The following is a 14,285-nucleotide window of genomic DNA, read 5'->3' as shown; positions in this document are numbered from 1 at the left end:
AAAATTAGACGCGTAAAGTACAGCCTTACGCGCGATGCAGCTGTTGGCGCAAACTTTCGAGCTGTTGCTTGAGCGCCAGCATGGTGTCGGTATCACACTGCGCTGCACAGCCCACGGCGTGGGGTATCGTCACGGCCTGCTGTTGCAGCGCCCGACCCGCGTCGCTCAGGGTGACGGCGACCTGACGCTCATCCTGACGGGAACGCTGGCGGAGGATCAATCCTGCGCTTTCCAGGCGTTTCAGCAGGGGAGTCAGCGTGGCGGAATCCAGGAACAGCCGCTCGCCAATGTCTGACACCGTAATATCATCCTGTTCCCAGAGCACCAGCATCACCAGGTATTGCGGGTAGGTCAGATTAAGCGGCGCCAGCAGTTGCCGGTACAGCTTGTTAAGCGCCAGATTTGCCGAATAGAGGGCAAAACAGAGCTGGTTATCCAGCAGAAGCGCGTTGGTGGTGTCGTTCGTTTTTGCGTCCATGAAATGAATATAGATAGTGCGCGATACAATTGCAAGCGATTTTATTATACGCGTGGACGTTTGCGGTAAAGCCATAAGCCGGGGATCGACAGGCCGATGGAGAGCGCACCCACGATCGACGAGGCTTTAAGGAAGTTGCTCAGGAGCAGGATCATCTGGGGTTCGCTGTAGCCAAAATGGCTGATTTTGACGGCGGAGATCATCGCCGTATAGGCTGAAATGCCCGGGAACATAGGAATCACTGCCGCCACGGTGAATACCTTCGGGTGCGCCAGATACCAGCGGGACCACTGAATACCGATGCTGCCAACCAGCATGGAGGCGATAAACGTCGACCATTCAATATTAAAGCCCGCTGTCATCATGATCATACGAGAGCCGTGGCCAATGGCACCCAGCAGCGCACACCAGGGTAATGCACGCTGTGGGACGTTAAACACCATCGCAAAACCAACGGCGGGAAGGGCAGACAAGAGCATGTCCTGTGCCAGTGCGAGCATAAAATCCATCACGCCCATCCGCGTAACCCCCAGAGTGTCATGGCCATAACCACCCCGATACAGGTCGCCAGCGTCAGCAGGCTGGCTATCGCCCAGCGCGCCAGACCGGTGTTGATATGGCCTTTGAACATATCAGCGACGGCATTAATTAAGGGAAAACCCGGCACCAGCAGCAATACGCTGGCGGCCATCGCAACAGTAGGCGTGCTGGCGAAGTAGGGCTGGCGCAAAAGCAGGCCGGATACGGTTGTCGCCACAAATGCCGTGATGCAGAAGTTAATTTGCGGATGTAGCTGTCTGTGCGTCAACAGCTGGCGGACATACATTGCGATGCTGCTGGCAAAGAAGGTCACGACAGCGCCGTCCCAGCCGCCCGCGTTGAGCTTGCAGAAGCAGGCGCAGGACAGTCCCACCATCAGCACAACCAGCCAGCGCGGATACCGGAGGGGTTTGATTTGATTGAAACGTTTTTCTATCTCCCGGAGATCGAGCAGCTTGTGTTCAGCAAGGATCACGATGTGCTGCACTTCCGTCACGACGTGCATGTTAATGCCGCGGTCATGATTTTTACGGGTGGAGGTCAGGCACTGTCCGTCTTTAATGGTGGTCAGCACAATGGCATTTGACGAGATGGAACTCTCAACGCTGTCCATCCCCAGCGCCAGCCCAAGGCGTGTGGAGAGCTCTTCGACGAGGGCGCTTTCTGCGCCGTGCTGTAAGAGAAAAAGCCCGCACTGAATACATAGCCGCGTGGTGGCACGTTGCGTAGACCGATCTGCCTGCATGAAACGCCCTGAAGAGAAGAGAGATTGCTTACTTTTAACACAAAGTGCAGGGCCCTTTGCGCTGGGCCAGATCAACATTTGTGCGATCAGTGGCGCGATGGGGGCGGAGGAAAGACAGCATTGTTATTTATTTAATGAATATGAAATTAGGATTTATAAAAACAATATATTAAGTATTTCTAATTTCATATTTTCGATCTTTTCACGCAATTTGAATTAAATTTAAATGGTCTTTATGCGATATTAGGCCTGTATTGGGCGTTTCTTAACCCATGTGATATTTGTTCTATTTTGCGAGTATTAACCCGTTTGTACTTCGGAATGCAAACGTGTTTAACCTTGCAGGGTTAGTTCGTTCTTAAATAAAGAATTCATGACAGGGAGGGTCTATGTTGCCATTGAATGGTAAACACGGAGTGGTGATCAGCAGAGTACCGGTTATGCAAAATGGGTTAGGTGGCGTCATGTCGCGTCATTTTCCCGATTTTGAGATAACGTACTGCCGTTCGATGCAGGAGTTGACGTTATTACAATTGCGTCGCGCTGGGGTCGTTATTGCCGATATTTCGGGTGAGTATCGTAATCCACGCGGCACGCTTGAGCAATATTATGGGTTAATGAATCAGTACCGGGATATTCACTGGATATTCCTCGTTTCGCGCCCCCTTTATCCACTTGCAGTAGAGCTTCTTATGCGTCCGGAAAGCACGCTGCTTTCGGATATGGAACCCATTGAAGGCGTAATTAACGCTATTCGCGCGGGGAGTGAACGTGCCGAGCGAATAAGCCAGACGTTATTGATACCGGAAAATCCTGATATTGAAGAGGAGAGTGAGCAAATGATTGCGCTTACCCACTCTGAACGCAAGGTGTTGCGTTTGTTAGGTAAAGGTTGGGGAATCAACCAAATAGCCACGCTACTTAATAAAAGTAATAAAACGATCAGTGCACAGAAAAACAGTGCAATGCGTCGCTTATCACTTCGCAGTAATGCCGATATGTACGCGTGGATAAGCAGTACCCAGGGAATGCGAGAACTCAGTTTAATGTCGGCTTATGGAGAGTTTGAGGAATGGAAAAGACCACTGCAACAAAACATATCGCCGTCATCGAAAGCTGCTCAATGAGCGCTATGGGGCTGAAGCATCTTTTTGCGATGCCCGCCCTGAGCCATTACCAGGTGCACCTGTTTGCCAGATTTGACAACTTCAAAGCGGCGCTCTCGGAAATCTCATTCTTTGCCGTAATTTATTCATTGTCCGATGAGCGTGAGGAGCGGCGAAACTGTCTGGCCTGTTTGCGGGATCTCACCTTCACCCACAGCGACGTCAAGCGTATCGTGCTGGCCTCTGATGAAATGGAGGCGAGACTGGTCAGCCATCTTTCGCCTTCTCGCTTACATGGAATTATCAGTAAATCGGTTCCGCTGAAGCAGTTAATGGAGGGGCTGGAGACATTACTCAGCGAAACGCATCACGTGAACGACAACGTGTACAATCACTGGTGTGTGAGCCAGCATCGTATGCTAAGCCCAACTGAAAGGGCGATTCTGCGATATATGTCATCGGGTTTTTCGATCCCTGAAATTGCGGCACAGCTTGAACGCAATATCAAAACCATCCGGGCGCATAAGTTTAACGCAATGGTAAAACTGGGCGTCAATTCTGATGTGGGATTACTGGATGCGGCAGATATCCTGGCGCATCTCCCGGTCAGGGAAATACGCCGTTCCGCTCTCACCGTTCCTTCTTTCTCGTAGTGTTAAGTGATGCGCCAGAATTTTTCTGGCGCAACGTTCAAATACAGACATCAACCCATTTTGCTGCGGTCAGTTCCGCCATTCTGTCGGGCGATATACGCACCGCACTGTGGATGGCGCCCGCTGCGGGTAACACTTCGGCGTACTGTTTTAAAGTGATGTCACAGTAAACAGAGAGCGGATTTTCCAGTCCAAAAGGGCAGACCCCGCCAACAGGATGACCCGTCAGGGTTACTACCTCATCGCAGCTGAGCATGCGGGCTTTTGCGCCGAATGTCTCTTTGAGCTTTTTGTTATCCAGACGCGCATCGCCTTTTGCAACCACCAGAATCACATCATTTTTAATTTTCAGTGACAGCGTTTTGGCAATTTGGCCGGGTTCAACGTTGTGCGCGGCAGCAGCAAGGGCAACAGTCGCTGTGCTTTGGTTAAGCTCGATGATTTCTATATCCGGAGCGTGTTCGGCGAAAAACTGCTGTACAGACTGCAAACTCATTGATTCCTCCTGACAAATATCTTCCGTAATCTGTCATAAGAATTTAGTCGCTGTAAATATCCCTTAAGTAACAAATATCCGTCAGGGGCGATTTCTGGATCGCCTTCACATTCACAGAAACCGGTTACAGTAACCGGTTGCAGAGCGTGATGCAGAGATTAATACTGAGTGTGTAACTTCCCCTGTATCTAATAATAAGAGCTAAGTATGAAACCATTCCGTTTGAGCAGTACCGCAGGTACACGATCCGGCAAGGTTGTGACGCTGATGTATGGAACAACGTGTGACGTGAGAACGTCCGAAACGAACGTCTGACAGGAGATCTGCTATGTCTGCCAACCATGCTGCATTTAATCTGATTTTCCGCTTCGTTGAAAATTATGTCAGCCCTATTGCCGGGCGCATCTCTTCCCAGCGTCACGTTATGGCGATTCGTGACGGGTTCATCTCGGCAATGCCGTTTATGATTGTCGGGTCGTTTTTATTAGTGTTCGCTTACCCACCTTTTTCGCCAGATACCACCTGGGGCTTTGCTCGCGCCTGGCTGGATATGGCGAAGCAGTTTGAAGGTCAAATTCTGACGCCGTTTGATATGACGATGGGGGTGATGTCCCTCTATATCTGTGCGGCTATCGCCTACAACCTGGGCAAACATTACGTTAAAACCCATCAGTTGGATCCGTTCATGTGCGCGATGCTGTCGCTGATGGCGTTCCTGCTGGTCGCCGCCCCTAAAACCAAAGGCGCCTTACCGGTTGATAGCCTTGGAGGCACCGGGATTTTCACCGCGATCCTGGTGGCGATTTACTGCGTTGAGATGATGCGTTTCCTGAAAGCACACAATATCGGGATCCGCCTGCCAGACCAGGTTCCGCCGATGATCAAAAACTCATTTGACCTGCTGATCCCGGTGCTGGTGGTGGTGCTGACGCTCTATCCGCTGAGTCTGTTGATCCAGTCGCAGTTCGGTATGCTGATCCCGCAGGCCATCATGTCGATATTCAAACCGCTGGTCTCTGCGGCGGACTCGCTGCCAGCGATCCTGCTGGCGGTGCTGATTGGCCACCTGCTGTGGTTTGCCGGGATCCACGGTGCAGCGATTGTCTCGGGTATGCTGCAAATGTTCTGGCTGACGAACCTGGGGGCGAACCAGACCGCGCTGGCGGCGAGCCTGCCTTTACCACACATCTTTATGGAAGCCTTCTGGACGTTCTTTATTGTGATCGGTGGGTCAGGAGCGACGATGGGGCTGGTGTTCTGTTACCTGCGTAGCCGCTCCGCGCACCTGCGCTCCATTGGACGTCTGAGCGTGGTGCCAAGCATTTTCAATATCAATGAACCGGTGATTTTTGGTACGCCGATTGTGATGAACCCGGTGTTCTTTATTCCTTTCCTGCTGGCGCCGATGGTCAATGCCGTGCTGGCATGGGCAGCGATGAAGTTTGATCTGATTGGCCGCGTGATTTCCGTTGTGCCGTGGACGGCACCGGCTCCGGTTGGTGCCGCCTGGGCGCTGGGCTGGGATTTCCGTGCAGCCATTCTGGTGCTGGTTTTGGCCTGCGTTTCCGCCATTATCTATTTCCCGTTCTTCAAGGTGTACGAGAAACAGTTGCTTCAGCAGGAAGCGGAAGAAGCACAGCGTAATGGGGAAGAGGAAAATCAGCAGGTCGCTTAGGTAAAAGCAAAACGGCAACGCAGGTTGCCGTTTTTAGTGTTTGTTCTCTCTCTGCGGGTTTCAGGCAGGGCCAGACTACTTAAGCGTGCAATCGCCGCACTGCTGGACATCCGGCAGACGGTAGCGCTGACAGCAGGTACGACGCACCAGAAGTCCCTCACGCGGAACCACGGTGCGGTAAAGAGGGTTATCCCGCCCATCCGACAGCTGTCTGGCAAAGAAACAGCTCTGACGCAGCGCATCCACTTTCTCGTCGCCGAGCAACGGCTTCATCTCCGTTAAATACCAGTGGATAAGATACCCGGTATTACTCCAGATCAGTTTGCCGTTGATCTCCCCCGTCGCTTCCAGCGCATCAATGACCGGAACCAGCGCTCTTGTAATCAGTCGTTCCATTCGCGCCTGCGCTGACAGGTGACTCGCGCTCGGATCTTCGTGTACATCAATCCAGAAACAGGCGGCGCGTCCGGTCTCATGGAATTCGACGTGGAAATGTTCCGACGAGAGATCGAGCATCGTTTCCTGGGTCAACAGGGCCAGCATGACAGGCGGCACCATCAGCCCGATATACCATTGTGCCCAGAGGGAAAGCAGCGGTTTATTTTCCCGCGCCAGCGTCGGTTGGTTACGATAAATATGGTCGGAATAGGTTGCCAGCAGTGACCGCAGCTCGGCAGGTCGTTGCCACTGAGTCAGCGTCAGAGCATGATGCGGCGGTGCTTCATCCAGTTTGATGAAATCCAGCAGATGGGCGCGTGTTACGGCGATTTTTTCCCGAATGGCATCCGCAAGCGTCGTTTCTCCGGCGGAGAGTGGAGCTCGCCAGAGCAGTGGCTCAACGATGTGTGCGGTACGAGTCGCCATAGTGTGGATTACAAATCTAAATGATAATGATTGCCAATCCTAACTATAGATAAAACCGAGCGCAAGCGTTTTATCCTGGCGCTGTGAAGGCGGTTTCAGGCGATATGAAGCTCGTCGCTTAGCAGAATGCTGTTGCGTCCCATATGCTTGGCTTCATAGAGGGCTTTATCGGCTTTCGCCAGTGCGCCATCAACGTCTTCACCTTCGAACATGGCTATGCCAATGCTGATGGTCACGTTAGTGGCGACGCTTTCGTTAAACATGTGGGGGATTTTGAGATCGTAAACCTTCTGACGTATGCGTTCAGCTGTCTGGCGCGCTTGCTCCAGTGGGATGTTACTTAACAGCACCATAAATTCTTCCCCGCCAAACCGGGCGACAACATCGCGTGAGCGCACGGCGTCGCGGATCGCAGCCGAGACCCTGATCAAGGCCTGATCGCCCATCATATGGCCGTAATGATCGTTGTAGGCTTTGAAATGGTCGATATCCATCAGCAGCACAAAGTGCTCGCCAGCGTCAGGCCTGGGGAGGTTCTCAAGCCGGCTTTGCAGCCCGCGACGGTTATATAGGCCGGTGAGCGGGTCCATCATGCTGAGATCGGTCAGGGTTTCACGCTCTTCCAGCAGTTCGGAAAGCAGCTCCTGGGCGAAACGGTCATTACGCCGCTGAAGAACATGATGGATACCAATGGCGACCACCGGCAGCGCGAAAAAATAGGCCATTCTCAGCCAGTTTTCGGACGGGCTAAGCCACAGGCAGGATATAAAAGCGGGAAATGAATGTAACGTAAAGGCTTTAATATTACTGGCGAAAGCCAGAGACCCTATAAAAAGCACTGTTAATAGCGCCATCATTAAATAGGTTGCGTGATCGTGCGTTATTAACAGAAATTTTGAGACGATCTGCCATGCCCATAAAAACCCAAAAATAGCTGAAACAGCAGGGATATTTATTTTTCGCGTGCTATTTTTCCAGTGCCAGATAAGTAAGCCAGTGCTGGCAGTCAATACGGCAAACAGGGGGAATGATAACACACGAACGGAATAGAGAGGGTTTGTTACCGAGAACAATGCTGATGCAGCGTTCAGAAATAAAAATAAACGTAAAGAAAGCTGATATTTCTTGTTGACTAAGGACAGCCAGGATTGTGATGTCATATGCGTGCGTTTTTATTAAAACTCAATTAAAACAATGAGCAAGGTGTTGTTATGTATTATTGGTCGCTACAAAATTGAATTTTTATTATCAGAAAAACGTTATCGGAAGTTAACAGGTGGGCAATTTATCACCTTACACATTCTCTGTCATTATGGGAAAGCAATTGCTGGCGCAATTTCTTACGTCGCATGCTGACAAGTGATAATTACTATCATATGATACTGGTTATCATTATCAGTGCGAGAGGTGAAACCATGTTGAGCAAAGCGCTGGGAAGTGGGTGGGGAATATTGCTGCCTGGTTCCATTATCGGTGGGCTGATGTTTGCCGATCTTCCCATTGATGTCTGGAAAGCAATGATTGTTTCGGGCTTGCTGGTGACATCCGCGATGATCTGGCACAAACAGTTACGGCATTACGTGCTGTTGCCATCATGCGTTGCGCTAATCAGTGGACTGCTGGTGATTCTGATGAGTTTGAAATAAAAGGGAAAAAAAGAGGTACTGCTGAAGGGATGTAAGATAATTGGTGCGAGGGGGGGGACTTGAACCCCCACGTCCGTAAGGACACTAACACCTGAAGCTAGCGCGTCTACCAATTCCGCCACCTTCGCACAGTCATCTTACTGGTTTGATATCGCCTCGTTGGTGCGAGGGGGGGGACTCGAACCCCCACATCCTAAGGACACTAACACCTGAAGCTAGCGCGTCTACCAATTCCGCCACCTTCGCCCAGTGCGAGCAATATCAACGTGATTTATGGTGCGAGGGGGGGGACTTGAACCCCCACGTCCGTAAGGACACTAACACCTGAAGCTAGCGCGTCTACCAATTCCGCCACCTTCGCATACCATCGACACTGTAAAAGTATCGTAACCACGGAGGCGCATTCTAGATGTTTTCAGCTTTACGTCAACAGAAAATTGCGCACGTTGTTTTGATTGCTGCAAAAATGGGCGATGGCAGCGTCAGCCATCGCCGGGCAGAGGAATTACTTTTTCGCCTGGCGCGTCATCACGGTGCGATACACCTTAAAGCGGCCTGTCTGGGCGATTACTTCGTGGAAGCCGAAGGTTTCATCCAGCACTTTCGGATACGCCAGGAAGGCATTCGCCACAATACGTAGCTCACCGCCGCTGTTAAGGTGACGGGTTGCGCCACGGATCAGCGTTTGCGCCGCTTCAAGGCTGGTCTCCATCCCGTCGTGGAACGGCGGGTTAGAGATGATCATGTCAAAGCGACCGGTCACGTCGGAGAAGACGTTGCTGGCGATCACTTCGCCTTCAATGCCGTTCGCAGTAAGCGTGGCGCGGCTGGCTTCTACCGCCGGGGCGCTCACGTCACACAGGGTTAAACGCACTTTTGGTGAGTGGCTGGCGAGAACCGTTGACAGCACGCCCGCGCCACAGCCGACATCCAGCACCTTGCCCTTGGTGTGCGGCGTCAGGGTGGACAGCAGCAGCTTGCTGCCCGTATCAAGCGCGTCACGGCTAAACACACCCGGCAGGGTTTTAATGGTCAGGCCGTCAAGCTGGTACTCGTCCCAGAAGGTGTTGGCATCAAAAGTGGTCTGTTTTTCCAGACGGCCATGATACAGGCCGCAGCGTCGGGCGCTGTCGATTTTCGTCAACGGCGCGTAGCCTTCGAGCATCTGCTCTGCGCTTCGCACCCCGCTGCGGTTCTCACCGACGACAAAAATATCGCAGCCGACCGGCAGCAGAGAAAGCAGGTTCATCAGCTGGAACTGGGCTTCCGGTTTGTTCTTCGGCCAGTAGTAAATGAGCGTATCGCAGTCAGCAATATCGCTCTGCTCCGCCACAAGGCTAAAGCGTGCGCGCTCGCCCATCTGTCGGCTCAGCACCTGCCAGTGGTGGTAGTATTGGGTGTGGGCACGGCTTTCAGCACAGTCGAAACGTGCGGGCAGGTCATCCTGCATATCTCCGGCAAACAGAATACGGCTTTCTTCGAAATCATCACTGTGACGCAGCAAGACTTCACTTGCCGGGGTAAATGCAGACATGAATTGTTCCTCAATAAACTCAGGCGGGGATTATAGTAGGTAGATGGCGCAGTTTCGACACATTTGCTATATTTGCGCGCCTGAGAGACAGGAGTTTTCGCTATGACATCCCGACGAGACTGGCAGTTGCAGCAGCTGGGCATCACCCAGTGGGCTTTGCGTCGCCCGACGGCGTTGCGGGGCGAAATAGCCATCTCCATCCCTGCGCATGTCCGCCTGGTGATGGTGGCAGAAGCGCCGCCTGCCCTGAACGAACCCCTGATTGAGGATGTCCTTCGCACCCTGAAGGTGACAAACGATCAGGTATTACAGCTGGCGCCCGAAAGCGTCGCGATGCTTCCCCCTGACAGCCGCTGTAACAGCTGGCGAATCGGGGCGGTGGATGAGCTACCTCTTGAAGGAAGCCAGATCAGCTCGCCAGCGCTGGACGAACTGAAAGCCAACCCAAAAGCGCGTAGCGCGCTATGGCAACAAATTTGCGAATATGAACACGATTTCTTCCCTCACGACGGCTGACCTGGCCACCGCGTTCGCGATTGAAACACGCGCCCATGCCTTTCCGTGGAGCGAAAAGACGTTTGCCAGCAATCAGGGCGAACGCTATTTAAATCTCCGCCTGGACGTTGACGGTGCGATGGCCGCGTTCGCCATCACGCAGGTCGTTCTGGACGAGGCGACGCTGTTTAATATCGCGGTCGATCCCGCTTACCAGCGCCGCGGGCTGGGCAGGGAACTGCTTGAGCACCTCATTCGTGAGCTGGAAACCCGTGACGTTTTCACCCTGTGGCTGGAGGTGCGCGCGTCCAATGTCGCCGCCATCGCGCTCTATGAAAGCTTAGGCTTCAACGAGGCGACTATCCGCCGTAACTACTACCCCACCGCAGAGGGACGTGAAGACGCCATTATCATGGCTCTGCCGATTGGATAACGAAAATAAGGTTGTAACGATGAAATGGGACTGGATTTTCTTTGATGCCGACGAAACGCTGTTTACGTTTGACTCGTTCGGCGGCCTACAGCGGATGTTTCTCGACTATAGCGTGACGTTCACCGCGGAAGATTTTCAGGACTATCAGGCGGTGAACAAGCCGCTGTGGGTGGATTACCAGAACGGTGCCATCACCGCGTTACAGCTTCAGCATCAGCGTTTTGACGTCTGGGCTGAACGGTTAAACATCAGTCCTGGGGTGCTGAACGAGGCCTTCCTGAATGCGATGGCGGATATCTGCGCGCCGCTGCCCGGCGCCGTTTCTCTGCTGGATTCGCTGAAAGGGAAGGTGAAGCTTGGGATCATCACCAACGGCTTTACCGCGCTTCAGCAGATCCGCCTTGAACGCACTGGCTTGCGCGATCATTTCGACGCGCTGGTGATCTCCGAAGAGGTAGGCGTGCCGAAGCCGGATCCGCGTATTTTCGATTATGCGCTGGCGCAAGCGGGCAATCCTGACCGCGATCGCGTGCTGATGGTGGGGGATACGGCAGAATCTGATATTCTGGGAGGTATGAGATCGGGCCTGTCGACCGTCTGGCTGAATGCGCATGGCCGCACGCTGCCGGAAGGCATCGAGCCGACCTGGACCGTTACGTCATTGAACGAACTGGAGCAGCTCCTGTGTAAACAATGATTGCCTGCCCCCTGTTGATGGGTAAAATAGCCGCATTTTTCGTATTCCATGATGCGCGGCCTGCTGCCGCGCTTACCTAAGAAGAATTGATTATGACGTTGTCTCCTTATCTGCAAGAGGTGGCCAAACGCCGCACTTTTGCCATTATCTCGCACCCGGATGCCGGTAAAACGACCATCACCGAGAAGGTGCTGCTGTTCGGACAGGCGATCCAGACCGCGGGTACCGTTAAAGGCCGTGGCTCCAGCCAGCATGCTAAATCCGACTGGATGGAGATGGAAAAGCAGCGTGGTATTTCGATTACCACCTCCGTGATGCAGTTCCCGTATCATGACTGCCTGGTGAACCTGCTGGACACCCCGGGGCACGAAGACTTCTCCGAAGATACCTACCGTACCCTGACGGCGGTGGACTGCTGCCTGATGGTGATCGACGCCGCGAAAGGTGTTGAAGATCGTACCCGCAAGCTGATGGAAGTCACTCGTCTGCGCGATACGCCGATCCTTACCTTTATGAACAAACTCGACCGTGACATCCGTGATCCGATGGAGCTGATGGATGAAGTGGAAAACGAGCTGAAAATCGCCTGCGCGCCAATCACCTGGCCGATTGGCTGCGGCAAGCTGTTCAAAGGGGTTTACCACCTCTATAAAGACGAAACCTACCTGTATCAGACCGGTAAGGGCCACACCATTCAGGAAGTCCGTATCGTGAAAGGGCTGGACAACCCGGAGCTGGACGCCGCTGTCGGTGAAGAGCTGGCCGCGCAACTGCGCGATGAGCTTGAGCTGGTCAAAGGCGCCTCTCACGAGTTCGACAGAGAGCTGTTCCTGAGCGGTGACATTACCCCGGTCTTCTTCGGTACTGCACTCGGCAACTTCGGCGTTGACCATATGCTCGACGGTCTGGTTGAGTGGGCCCCGCAGCCGATGCCGCGTAAAACCGACACCCGCGTAGTAGAAGCGAAGGAAGAGAAGTTCTCCGGCTTCGTCTTTAAAATTCAGGCCAACATGGACCCGAAACACCGCGACCGCGTCGCCTTTATGCGCGTGGTTTCCGGTAAGTACGAAAAGGGCATGAAGCTGCGTCAGGTGCGTATTGGCAAAGACGTAGTGATCTCCGATGCGCTGACCTTCATGGCGGGCGACCGTTCGCACGTGGAAGAAGCCTATCCGGGTGACATCATTGGTTTACACAACCACGGTACCATTCAGATCGGCGATACCTTCACGCAGGGCGAGATGATGAAGTTCACCGGTATCCCGAACTTCGCGCCGGAACTGTTCCGTCGCATTCGCCTGCGCGATCCGCTTAAGCAGAAGCAGCTGCTGAAAGGCCTGGTCCAGCTTTCGGAAGAGGGGGCTGTACAGGTGTTCCGCCCTATCGCCAACAACGATCTGATCGTGGGCGCGGTGGGTGTGCTCCAGTTTGACGTGGTAGTTGCCCGTCTTAAGAGCGAGTACAACGTGGAAGCGATTTACGAATCGGTGAACGTGGCGACCGCGCGCTGGGTTGAATGTTCAGACGTGAAGAAATTCGAAGAGTTTAAGCGTAAGAACGAAGTTCAGCTGGCGCTGGACGGTGGCGATAATCTGACCTATATCGCCCCGACTATGGTTAACCTGAACCTGACGCAGGAACGTTATCCCGACGTTCAGTTCCGCAAAACGCGCGAGCATTAATTCCCTCACAGAGCACGGCAGCCGCCGTGCTCTTCTTTAATTCCAGTGTTATTAAACCCTTGCGGAATGTTCTTAATTCAACGTAATTTTTCGCTATTCGTTCGTTTTTTCCCCAATTCTGAATGCACCCCTCTGATTGTGATCTATATTTAACTCAGTGTTTAGCACCGGGCGTGGATGAATTAACTGTTCAATGCATGTCCACTGGTTCTCCATTTCGCCCGTGTGTTAATTCGCAATATATAAAACCAAGATTTAGGGAAGTATGTCGCCCAAATAACGGGCAAAACACAGGAATAAATCGATGAATATGACAAGACTGAAGATTTCTAAAACTCTGCTGGCTGTAACGTTGGGTAGTGTCCTGGTAAGCGGTTCTGCTCTGGCGGAATCCAGCACCATGGATAAAGCGCAAAATACCGCTAATACCGCAGGGGAAAAAATCGATAGCTCTATGAATAAAGTCGGTAATTTCATGGATGACAGCTCTATCACAGCAAAAGTGAAAGCCGCACTGGTGGATCATGAATCCATTAAGAGCACCGATATTTCTGTTAAAACCGACAACAAGGTTGTCACTCTGAGCGGTTTCGTTGAAAGCCAGACTCAGGCTGAAGAGGCCGTTAAAGTAGCGAAAGGCGTTGAGGGCGTAAGCTCTGTAAGCGACAAACTGCACGTACGTGACAGCAAAGAATCGTCGGTGAAGGGCTATGCCGGAGATGCAGCAACTACCAGCGAAATCAAAGCTAAACTGTTAGCTGACGACATCGTGCCATCCCGTATGGTGAAAGTTGAAACCACCGATGGCGTGGTCCAGCTGTCCGGTACGGTTGAGAACCAGGCACAAAGCGATCGTGCCGAGTCAATTGCGAAAGCTATTGATGGTGTGAAAAGCGTCAAAAACGATCTGAAAACGAAGTAAAGCAGTACCACTCGCCCGTCTGGCTGAAAACCGCGGGCGAAATAAAAACGACTCTGGAAAAGCCGGTGAGTGACCTGAGCGCTCACGTTTAGCGGCCGACATTAACTATGGTAAAGGAGAGGCTTATGTTTCGTTGGGGCATTATATTTCTGGTTATCGCGTTAATTGCCGCCGCATTGGGCTTTGGTGGACTGGCGGGTACCGCGGCATGGGCAGCGAAAATTGTTTTCGTCGTCGGTATTATTCTGTTCCTGGTCAGCCTGTTTACGGGTCGACGTCGCCCGTAGCAAACGCAATAGTTATTAAACAAACTCAAGCC

17 protein-coding genes and 3 tRNA genes are annotated in these 14,285 nt (G+C 52.6%); 10 read left to right on the top strand and 10 right to left on the bottom strand.

Annotated elements, in window-relative coordinates; all coding sequences use genetic code 11:
* Nucleotides 1-25: 25 nt before the first annotated feature.
* Genes AC4OVS_RS19145 through AC4OVS_RS19135 form a run of 3 tightly spaced genes read right to left on the bottom strand, consistent with a single transcriptional unit; the run spans nucleotide 26 to nucleotide 1,763 of the window.
* Entirely contained in the window at nucleotides 26-478 is a 453-nt protein-coding gene (locus AC4OVS_RS19145; RefSeq protein WP_022646966.1) for a MarR family winged helix-turn-helix transcriptional regulator, read from the bottom strand.
* Nucleotides 479-522: 44 nt separating this feature from the next.
* Nucleotides 523-996 (bottom strand): threonine/serine exporter, encoded by a 474-nt coding sequence (locus AC4OVS_RS19140; RefSeq protein WP_032621429.1) that lies wholly within the window; start codon nucleotides 994-996, stop codon nucleotides 523-525.
* Nucleotides 987-1,763, bottom strand: a complete 777-nt coding sequence (locus AC4OVS_RS19135) for a threonine/serine exporter family protein (protein ID WP_017383842.1) — start codon at nucleotides 1,761-1,763, stop codon at nucleotides 987-989. The genes AC4OVS_RS19140 and AC4OVS_RS19135 overlap by 10 nt, the downstream gene beginning before the upstream one ends.
* Before the next feature lie 389 nt (nucleotides 1,764-2,152).
* On the opposite strand from AC4OVS_RS19135, the gene AC4OVS_RS19130 reads away from it, so the two are divergent.
* Nucleotides 2,153-2,890: a helix-turn-helix transcriptional regulator gene (locus AC4OVS_RS19130; RefSeq protein ID WP_022646969.1), complete on the top strand. Its 738-nt coding sequence runs from the start codon at nucleotides 2,153-2,155 to the stop codon at nucleotides 2,888-2,890.
* Complete coding sequence (gene bglJ, locus AC4OVS_RS19125; protein WP_032625381.1) at nucleotides 2,887-3,522, top strand: DNA-binding transcriptional activator BglJ; 636 nt, start codon at nucleotides 2,887-2,889, stop codon at nucleotides 3,520-3,522. The genes AC4OVS_RS19130 and bglJ overlap by 4 nt, the downstream gene beginning before the upstream one ends.
* A 37-nt stretch (nucleotides 3,523-3,559) precedes the next feature.
* Here bglJ and AC4OVS_RS19120 read toward each other — a convergent pair whose 3' ends face one another.
* Complete coding sequence (locus AC4OVS_RS19120) at nucleotides 3,560-4,018, bottom strand: YbaK/EbsC family protein (protein WP_022646971.1); 459 nt, start codon at nucleotides 4,016-4,018, stop codon at nucleotides 3,560-3,562.
* A 328-nt stretch (nucleotides 4,019-4,346) separates the two neighbouring features.
* On the opposite strand from AC4OVS_RS19120, the gene AC4OVS_RS19115 reads away from it, so the two are divergent.
* Nucleotides 4,347-5,693, top strand: a complete 1,347-nt coding sequence (locus AC4OVS_RS19115) for a PTS cellobiose transporter subunit IIC (RefSeq protein WP_006810218.1) — start codon at nucleotides 4,347-4,349, stop codon at nucleotides 5,691-5,693.
* A 75-nt stretch (nucleotides 5,694-5,768) separates the two neighbouring features.
* Here the strand turns inward: AC4OVS_RS19115 and fhuF are convergent, their stop codons facing one another.
* Nucleotides 5,769-6,557 carry a siderophore-iron reductase FhuF gene (fhuF, locus tag AC4OVS_RS19110; protein WP_022646974.1) on the bottom strand — a complete coding sequence of 263 codons (789 nt, stop codon included), beginning with the start codon at nucleotides 6,555-6,557 and terminating at the stop codon, nucleotides 5,769-5,771.
* A 95-nt stretch (nucleotides 6,558-6,652) separates the two neighbouring features.
* Entirely contained in the window at nucleotides 6,653-7,717 is a 1,065-nt protein-coding gene (locus tag AC4OVS_RS19105; protein WP_063853311.1) for a GGDEF domain-containing protein, read from the bottom strand.
* 216 nt (nucleotides 7,718-7,933) lie between these two features.
* On the opposite strand from AC4OVS_RS19105, the gene AC4OVS_RS19100 reads away from it, so the two are divergent.
* Entirely contained in the window at nucleotides 7,934-8,203 is a 270-nt protein-coding gene (locus AC4OVS_RS19100) for a DUF1435 domain-containing protein (RefSeq protein ID WP_026080652.1), read from the top strand.
* Nucleotides 8,204-8,244: 41 nt separating this feature from the next.
* Here AC4OVS_RS19100 and AC4OVS_RS19095 read toward each other — a convergent pair.
* From AC4OVS_RS19095 to rsmC, 4 genes are all read right to left on the bottom strand, one after another.
* Nucleotides 8,245-8,331, bottom strand: a tRNA-Leu gene (locus AC4OVS_RS19095).
* Between the two features lie 32 nt (nucleotides 8,332-8,363).
* A tRNA-Leu gene (locus tag AC4OVS_RS19090) sits at nucleotides 8,364-8,449 on the bottom strand.
* A gap of 28 nt (nucleotides 8,450-8,477) precedes the next feature.
* Nucleotides 8,478-8,564 (bottom strand) — tRNA-Leu (locus tag AC4OVS_RS19085).
* Between the two features lie 144 nt (nucleotides 8,565-8,708).
* Nucleotides 8,709-9,737 (bottom strand): 16S rRNA (guanine(1207)-N(2))-methyltransferase RsmC, encoded by a 1,029-nt coding sequence (rsmC, locus tag AC4OVS_RS19080; RefSeq protein WP_022646977.1) that lies wholly within the window; start codon nucleotides 9,735-9,737, stop codon nucleotides 8,709-8,711.
* A gap of 102 nt (nucleotides 9,738-9,839) precedes the next feature.
* On the opposite strand from rsmC, the gene AC4OVS_RS19075 reads away from it, so the two are divergent.
* The 6 genes from AC4OVS_RS19075 to AC4OVS_RS19050 all read left to right on the top strand — a co-directional run bounded on the left by AC4OVS_RS19075 (nucleotide 9,840) and on the right by AC4OVS_RS19050 (nucleotide 14,253).
* On the top strand, nucleotides 9,840-10,253 hold the full coding sequence (locus AC4OVS_RS19075) for a DNA polymerase III subunit psi (RefSeq protein WP_022646978.1): 414 nt from the start codon (nucleotides 9,840-9,842) through the stop codon (nucleotides 10,251-10,253).
* Nucleotides 10,222-10,665 (top strand): ribosomal protein S18-alanine N-acetyltransferase, encoded by a 444-nt coding sequence (gene rimI / locus AC4OVS_RS19070; protein ID WP_032625392.1) that lies wholly within the window; start codon nucleotides 10,222-10,224, stop codon nucleotides 10,663-10,665. Before AC4OVS_RS19075 ends, rimI begins: the two co-directional genes overlap by 32 nt.
* Nucleotides 10,666-10,684: 19 nt before the next feature.
* Nucleotides 10,685-11,362 (top strand): pyrimidine 5'-nucleotidase, encoded by a 678-nt coding sequence (gene yjjG, locus AC4OVS_RS19065; RefSeq protein WP_022646980.1) that lies wholly within the window; start codon nucleotides 10,685-10,687, stop codon nucleotides 11,360-11,362.
* A gap of 92 nt (nucleotides 11,363-11,454) precedes the next feature.
* Entirely contained in the window at nucleotides 11,455-13,044 is a 1,590-nt protein-coding gene (prfC, locus tag AC4OVS_RS19060) for a peptide chain release factor 3 (RefSeq protein ID WP_046619833.1), read from the top strand.
* Nucleotides 13,045-13,348: 304 nt separating this feature from the next.
* On the top strand, nucleotides 13,349-13,966 hold the full coding sequence (osmY, locus tag AC4OVS_RS19055; protein WP_022646982.1) for a molecular chaperone OsmY: 618 nt from the start codon (nucleotides 13,349-13,351) through the stop codon (nucleotides 13,964-13,966).
* Between the two features lie 125 nt (nucleotides 13,967-14,091).
* Nucleotides 14,092-14,253, top strand: a complete 162-nt coding sequence (locus AC4OVS_RS19050; RefSeq protein ID WP_003856556.1) for a DUF1328 domain-containing protein — start codon at nucleotides 14,092-14,094, stop codon at nucleotides 14,251-14,253.
* The last annotated feature ends 32 nt before the right edge of the window (nucleotides 14,254-14,285 follow it).

The sequence above is a fragment of the Enterobacter sp. 4974935 genome, assembly GCF_058661735.1.
This window is presented reverse-complemented; position numbering and strand designations above follow the sequence as displayed.

Excerpts from the sequence above, each read along its gene's own strand:
- AC4OVS_RS19145 (WP_022646966.1), bottom strand. The coding sequence starts at position 478 with ATGGACGCAAAAACGAACGACACCACCAACGCGCTTCTGCTGGATAAC.
- AC4OVS_RS19140 (WP_032621429.1), bottom strand. The coding sequence starts at position 996 with ATGGGCGTGATGGATTTTATGCTCGCACTGGCACAGGACATGCTCTTG.
- AC4OVS_RS19135 (WP_017383842.1), bottom strand. The coding sequence starts at position 1,763 with ATGCAGGCAGATCGGTCTACGCAACGTGCCACCACGCGGCTATGTATT.
- AC4OVS_RS19130 (WP_022646969.1), top strand. The coding sequence starts at position 2,153 with ATGTTGCCATTGAATGGTAAACACGGAGTGGTGATCAGCAGAGTACCG.
- bglJ (WP_032625381.1), top strand. The coding sequence starts at position 2,887 with ATGAGCGCTATGGGGCTGAAGCATCTTTTTGCGATGCCCGCCCTGAGC.
- AC4OVS_RS19120 (WP_022646971.1), bottom strand. The coding sequence starts at position 4,018 with ATGAGTTTGCAGTCTGTACAGCAGTTTTTCGCCGAACACGCTCCGGAT.
- AC4OVS_RS19115 (WP_006810218.1), top strand. The coding sequence starts at position 4,347 with ATGTCTGCCAACCATGCTGCATTTAATCTGATTTTCCGCTTCGTTGAA.
- fhuF (WP_022646974.1), bottom strand. The coding sequence starts at position 6,557 with ATGGCGACTCGTACCGCACACATCGTTGAGCCACTGCTCTGGCGAGCT.
- AC4OVS_RS19105 (WP_063853311.1), bottom strand. The coding sequence starts at position 7,717 with ATGACATCACAATCCTGGCTGTCCTTAGTCAACAAGAAATATCAGCTT.
- AC4OVS_RS19100 (WP_026080652.1), top strand. The coding sequence starts at position 7,934 with ATGATACTGGTTATCATTATCAGTGCGAGAGGTGAAACCATGTTGAGC.
- rsmC (WP_022646977.1), bottom strand. The coding sequence starts at position 9,737 with ATGTCTGCATTTACCCCGGCAAGTGAAGTCTTGCTGCGTCACAGTGAT.
- AC4OVS_RS19075 (WP_022646978.1), top strand. The coding sequence starts at position 9,840 with ATGACATCCCGACGAGACTGGCAGTTGCAGCAGCTGGGCATCACCCAG.
- rimI (WP_032625392.1), top strand. The coding sequence starts at position 10,222 with ATGAACACGATTTCTTCCCTCACGACGGCTGACCTGGCCACCGCGTTC.
- yjjG (WP_022646980.1), top strand. The coding sequence starts at position 10,685 with ATGAAATGGGACTGGATTTTCTTTGATGCCGACGAAACGCTGTTTACG.
- prfC (WP_046619833.1), top strand. The coding sequence starts at position 11,455 with ATGACGTTGTCTCCTTATCTGCAAGAGGTGGCCAAACGCCGCACTTTT.
- osmY (WP_022646982.1), top strand. The coding sequence starts at position 13,349 with ATGAATATGACAAGACTGAAGATTTCTAAAACTCTGCTGGCTGTAACG.
- AC4OVS_RS19050 (WP_003856556.1), top strand. The coding sequence starts at position 14,092 with ATGTTTCGTTGGGGCATTATATTTCTGGTTATCGCGTTAATTGCCGCC.